Raw genomic sequence first — 6,060 nt, 5'->3', positions numbered from 1 at the left:
ACATCCCCGTAGATGCGCCCCTGCCCGTGCGGCGCACGTCCGCCGCTCGGCCAGGTTCAGGTCATGCCGAGCGGCGAGCGCGATGTCCGGGACGGCGCCACCGACTCGGCACGTTCGACTGCCGGCGCGCACGACGGCTTATGCGATCTCGACCAGGAGATCGCCGCCCTCCACCTGCTGGATCCTGTTGATGGCCAGCCTGGAGACCTTTCCGGCCTTCGGGGCGGTGATCGCGGCCTCCATCTTCATCGCCTCGATGGTGGCCATCACGGCACCTGCCGCCACCTCATCACCCTCGTCCACCGCGAGCGTCACCACTCCGGCGAACGGAGCGGCCACGTGGCCGGGGTTGGCCCGGTCGGCCTTCTCGGTCGGCGGAACCTCGGAGGCCGCCGCGGTGTCGCGTACCTGGATCGGCCGCAGTTGGCCGTTCAGGGTGGACATCACGGTGCGCATACCGCGTTCGTCGGCCTCGCCGATGGCCTGGAGTTCGATGAGGAGCCGTACGCCGGGCTCGAGGTCGACGGCGTACTCCTTCCCAGGGCGTAGCCCATAGAAGAAGGCTTTGCTGTCCAGCACGCTGGTGTCGCCGTAATTCTGACGGTGTGTTTCGTAGTCGCGCGTCGGCCCAGGGAACAGAAGGCGGTTGAGCGTCGAGCGCCGGTCCTCAGCCAGTCCCGTACGGTCGTCCGAGGTCAGCTCCTGCATGGGCTTGGGGTCGGCGCGGCCTGCCAGCGCCTTGGTGCGGAACGGTTCCGGCCACCCGCCGGGCGGATTGCCCAACTCACCGCGCAGAAAGCCGATGACGGAGTCGGGGATGTCAAACTTGTCCGGCGTCGCCTCGAATTCCTCCGGTGCCACTCCGGCGCCGACCAGGTGCAGGGCCAGGTCGCCGACCACCTTGGAGGACGGGGTGACCTTCACCAGCCGCCCGAGGATCCGGTCGGCGGCGGCGTACATCGCCTCGATCTCCTCGAAGCGGTCGCCGAGCCCGAGCGCGATCGCCTGGGTGCGCAGGTTGGAGAGCTGCCCACCAGGAATCTCGTGGTGGTAGACCCGCCCGGTCGGCGAGGCCAGCCCCGCCTCGAACGGTGCGTAGATCTTGCGGACGCTCTCCCAGTACGGTTCCAGGTCGCCGACCGCCTTGAGGTCCAGCCCGGTCGGCCGTTCGGAGTAGTCGGTCGCGGCCACGATCGCCGACAGGGACGGCTGCGACGTGGTGCCCGCCATGGACGCCACAGCGCCGTCCACCGCGTCCGCGCCGGCCTGGATCGCGGCGAGGTACGTGGCGAGCTGGCCTCCCGCGGTGTCATGGGTGTGGACGTGCACCGGCAGGTCGAACTCACGGCGCAGAGCTGATACGAGGGTCGCGGCGGCCGGGGCGCGGAGCAGCCCGGCCATGTCCTTGATGGCCAGGACGTGGGCCCCGGCCGCCACGATCTGTTCGGCCAGTCGGAGGTAGTAGTCCAGGGTGTACAGCCGCTCGGACGGGTCGGACAGGTCGGCGGTGTAGCAGAGCGCGACCTCGGCGACGGCCGTTCCGGTCTGACGTACGGCGTCGATGGCGGGCCGCATCTGCTCGACGTCGTTGAGAGCGTCGAAGACGCGGAAGATATCGATGCCGGTGGCCGCTGCCTCCTGCACGAAGGCGTCGGTCACCTCGGTCGGATAGGGCGTGTACCCGACGGTGTTGCGGCCACGCAGCAGCATCTGCAGGCAGATGTTGGGGGCGCCTTCGCGGAGCGCGGCCAACCGCTCCCAGGGATCCTCCGCGAGGAAGCGCAGGGCGACGTCGTACGTGGCACCGCCCCAGCACTCCAGGGACAGCAGCTGCGGCAGTGTCCGCGCCACCACGGGGGCGACGGCGAGGAGGTCCTTGGTGCGGACCCGGGTGGCGAGCAGCGACTGGTGAGCGTCCCGGAACGTGGTGTCGGTGACGCCGATGGTCGGCGCCTCGCGCAGCCACCTGGCGAAACCCTCCGGGCCCAGTTGGGCCAGCCGCTGCCGGGAGCCGGCGGCCGCTTCGCCGTCGGGCAGGGGCGGCAGTTTGGTCAGCGGGTCCATCAGCTCGGGCCGCTCGCCGTGCGGCTTGTTCACCGTCACGTCGGCGAGGTAGGTGAGCAGCTTTGTGCCGCGGTCCGCGGAGTGCCGTGCGGTGAGCAGCTGCGGCCGCTCCTCGATGAACGACGTCGTGACCCGCCCGGCCTGGAAGTCCGGGTCGTCGAGGACGGCTTGCAGGAAGGGGATGTTCGTGGCCACGCCGCGGATGCGGAATTCGGCCACCGCACGCCGGGCGCGGCTGATCGCGGTCTTGAAGTCCCGCCCCCGGCAGGTGAGTTTGACCAGCATCGAGTCGAAGTGCGCGCTGATCTCCGTACCGGCGTGGGTGGTGCCACCGTCCAGCCGGATGCCCGAGCCGCCGGGTGAGCGGTAGGCGCTGATCCTGCCCGTGTCCGGGCGGAAGCCGTTGGCCGGATCCTCGGTGGTGATCCGGCACTGGAGTGCGGCGCCGCGCAACGTGATGGTCTCCTGAGCCAGGCTCAGGTCGGACAGCGTCTCCCCGGCGGCGATCCGCAGTTGCGCCTGCACGAGGTCGACGTCGGTGACCTCCTCGGTCACCGTGTGCTCGACCTGGATGCGCGGGTTCATCTCGATGAAGACGTGGTTTCCGTCGCGGTCGAGCAGGAACTCCACGGTGCCCGCGTTGCGGTATCCGATCTGCTCGGCGAACATCACCGCGTCGGCGCAGATCCGCTCGCGCAGCGCCGGGTCGAGGTTCGGCGCGGGCGCCAGCTCGATCACCTTCTGGTGGCGGCGCTGCACCGAGCAGTCACGCTCGAACAGGTGAATGACATTGCCCTGCCCGTCGGCGAGGATCTGCACCTCGATATGGCGGGGGTCGACCACGGCCTTCTCCAGAAAGACCGTCGGGTCACCGAACGCGGAGGCCGCCTCGCGGGCCGCCGCTTCGATCGACTCGCGGAGCGTCGCGGGGTCCTCGACGCGACGCATGCCGCGTCCTCCGCCGCCGGCGACCGCCTTGACGAACAGGGGAAAGCCGACGTCCTCGGCGGCACGGAGCAGCTCGTCGACGTCGTTGGAGGGCGCCGAGGAGCCGAGCACCGGTACACCGGCCGCACGCGCGGCGGCCACCGCTCGTGCCTTGTTCCCGGTCAGCTCGAGCGTTTCCGCGCTGGGCCCGACGAACGTGATGCCCGCCTCCTCGCACGCGCGCGCCAGGTCGGGATTCTCGGACAGGAACCCGTAGCCCGGGTACACCGCGTCCGCGCCGGCCCGACGCGCCGCACGGACGATCTCCTCGACGGAGAGGTAGGCACGCACCGGGTGGCCCGGCTGACCGATCTCGTAAGCCTCGTCCGCCTTCAGTCGGTGCAGCGAATTGCGGTCCTCGTGCGGGAAGACGGCGACGGTTCGCGCGCCCAGCTCGTAGCCGGCGCGGAACGCGCGAATCGCGATCTCACCACGGTTGGCGACCAGCACCTTGCGGAACATTCTTGATCCCTTCAGCCTGCCGGTGACGAGGACCATGGTGTCGGTGACGCCTCTGCCGTGCCATATGAGGTGGGCCACTTACACTCCGGCCGTCACGCGTGAAGGGCTTTGTGGTTGCGTCGTTCACCTGACCGGGGCTCAGCCGCCGTGCGGGTCAGCGCCGGCCGGGGCGAAAGCACGCCGTCACCGTCTTGCCATGCCGCTGACACGTCGTCTCCCACTCGTCCGCGAGCATCCGCACGATCCCCACTCCGCGGCCGGACACCGCACCCGCCTCGGGATCACGCTGCTGCGGCAGCGTCGGATCCTCGTCGTGGACGCTCACATGCAGGCAGTCGCCGTCCCAGGTGAGGACGATATGCGCGTCGCTGTGCGCGTGGACATGAGCGTTGGTGAGCAGTTCGGACACGGTCAGCACGACAGCGTCCACCGTATCCGGCTCAGCAGCGGTCCACGGCATGGACTCCAGATGCCTGCGTGTCCACTGCCGCCCCGCCCGCACACCTGCTGACACGGGGAACGCGTGGGCCCAGCCCATCGCCTTGACCGCCACCGACCTCACACCCGTCCATGCCGTCCACGTCCCACTCGTACACACTCCGTCTACCCGGCCGTCGCCCCGCCAGGCATCCCAGCGACCGGAGCTCATGCGACCCGGCGCCGAGCATCCGATGTCCGGGGCTCTTCCGGCATGGGCCTGTCGGCCGGAGCCGCGGCGGGGGCTGCGGCGTCGACAACTGATCGTGGCCGCAGTCCCTCTACAGCGCTCCGCGGGCTCGCGGCTCGCCATGGCCCTGGTCGGGTGCCGCGGCGGCCACCGCGGGAGGCGGCCCGACCGGCTCCTGCCCGTCGCGCCGAACTCGCTGCTCGCTCAGGCCGGTCAAGGGTGCTGTTGGCGAGAACGTGAGGACCACATCGCCGGTTCCGCGCGCCGGCCTCCAGCCATCGGCGCGCTTGAGCCTCAACGCACCAGGCCCGCTCTCGGGCTGTCAGAAAACGAAGGGCGCCAGCGAAGTCCGTCTGCCACCTGACGTATTCCGGGGCCGGTGCCGCGCCCCTTGTAACGCCATTCCGTGACTTGAGCGGATAACGCGCAGCGGAAATCATCTAGAACGCGCCCGCGCCCTGCGGAACGTCTCACGCGACGCGACACCTTCACGGTTTTCCAAGCTCTCTCGACCGCCCGTAGCACCGACCGAGGTGGAGTCATGTCAGCTTCCCGGCAAACTTCGCTGAATCAGAATTCCCCCGTCGACAACGTCAGTGATGAGCCTCGCCGCCGACCGGCCCTGCTCCTGACGATCCACCCCATCGTGCTCGACGGCTGGTCCATGCCGGTTCTGCCGCGCGACCCGTTCGCGCTGTACGCGGCACGGCGGTCTTGGTCGCCTGGATGCCAGGCCCGCGCCCCCGGCGGGGGGGTGCGGGCCTTCGGGGAGAGCGGCGGCGACCGGCTGCCAGGGCCGCTGTCCGTGGCGACCGTCCGGGACGATCCGGCCTGGCAGGCGGCCCAGGAGCGGGGCAGCGCGGAGAAGGCGTGGCGGGAGGCGCTCGACGGACTCGACGGGCCCATCCTTCTGGTCCCCGGCGCCGGCCGGTGTGCCGGGCCCGGCTGCGTCAGCGCCGCCATTTCCGACTCGGTCGATGTCACGCTCAGCACCGGTCGCCTGGGCGCTGGTCCTGGCCGAGACGACCGGGCGGCGCGACGTAGTCTTCGACGCGACCTTGTCGCTGCGTCCCCCGGGGCTTGCGGGAATGGAGAACGCGGTCGGTCTGGACGTCGAACACGGTGGCCCCGACGACGACTTCTTCGGGCTCGGTGGCGACTGCCTGTGGGCGTTGCGGCGCGCCGGCCGCGTCCGCTCGCTCGGTCTCGACGCGCGGCTTCCGGTACGCGCGGTCTTCGGTCGGCGTACGCCACGCGCCCTCGCACGCCACCTCGGCCGACCGGCATTCCACCGCCCTGCCGCGCTGGTCAATACCCCGGCCCGCTGCAGCGGCCTCCCTTCCCTGAACACCTCTGTCCCACCTATGACACCCAAGGAGACACCTCGCCATGAACAGCTCCTTCGACAACCAGGACGGCACCTTCCTCGTCCTCGTCAACGACGAGAACCAGCACTCGCTGTGGCCCGCGTTCGCGGAGGTACCGGTCGGCTGGACGGTCGCCCGAACCGAGGGATCGCGTCAGGACTGCCTGGAGTACGTCGGCGAACACTGGACGGACCTGCGCCCCAGGAGCCTGGCCGAGGCGATGGCTGCCGACACCGGCACCGCGCGGTGAGCGCACCGGTCCGATTCTGGCAACGGCCTTCCTCGCCCAGGCGAGCCGGCTCGGCCCCTTCTCGGCGGAAACGCTCATCCTCCTCGACCGAGATGTCGCCCAAGGACCGGATCAGCCGGCGATGACCGCGGCCGCGGCGGGCGGAGCCCTGGCGCAGCTCGCCGCAGGCCGCTGGAGCCAGCGGTGCCGCACCGCCTGAATGACGCTGCAGGGCACGGTCCTGCGGAGCGCCGGATGTCTGGCCTTCGCCACCCTCACCTTTG

Annotated in this window: 3 protein-coding genes; 1 reads left to right on the top strand and 2 read right to left on the bottom strand. The window is 70.4% G+C overall.

Annotated features, from left to right (window positions below; translation table 11 throughout):
* Positions 1–138 precede the first annotated feature (138 nt).
* Together AB0D27_RS18020 and AB0D27_RS18015 are read right to left on the bottom strand one after the other, a co-directional pair.
* Positions 139–3,513: a pyruvate carboxylase gene (locus AB0D27_RS18020; RefSeq protein WP_362509090.1), complete on the bottom strand. Its 3,375-nt coding sequence runs from the start codon at positions 3,511–3,513 to the stop codon at positions 139–141.
* A gap of 154 nt (positions 3,514–3,667) precedes the next feature.
* Positions 3,668–4,066, bottom strand: a complete 399-nt coding sequence (locus AB0D27_RS18015) for an ATP-binding protein (protein ID WP_362509065.1) — start codon at positions 4,064–4,066, stop codon at positions 3,668–3,670.
* Positions 4,067–5,569: 1,503 nt separating this feature from the next.
* Here AB0D27_RS18015 and AB0D27_RS18010 point away from each other — a divergent pair.
* A complete protein-coding gene (locus tag AB0D27_RS18010) occupies positions 5,570–5,797 on the top strand; it encodes an MbtH family NRPS accessory protein (RefSeq protein WP_362509062.1) in 228 nt (75 codons plus the stop codon).
* Positions 5,798–6,060 lie beyond the last annotated feature (263 nt).

This window comes from Streptomyces sp. NPDC048415, assembly GCF_040651675.1.
Classification (GTDB): Bacteria; Actinomycetota; Actinomycetes; order Streptomycetales; family Streptomycetaceae; genus Streptomyces.
This window is presented reverse-complemented; position numbering and strand designations above follow the sequence as displayed.

What these genes read in the sequence shown, in the direction of transcription:
- AB0D27_RS18020 (WP_362509090.1), bottom strand. Translation starts at nt 3,513, where the DNA reads ATGTTCCGCAAGGTGCTGGTCGCCAACCGTGGTGAGATCGCGATTCGC.
- AB0D27_RS18010 (WP_362509062.1), top strand. Translation starts at nt 5,570, where the DNA reads ATGAACAGCTCCTTCGACAACCAGGACGGCACCTTCCTCGTCCTCGTC.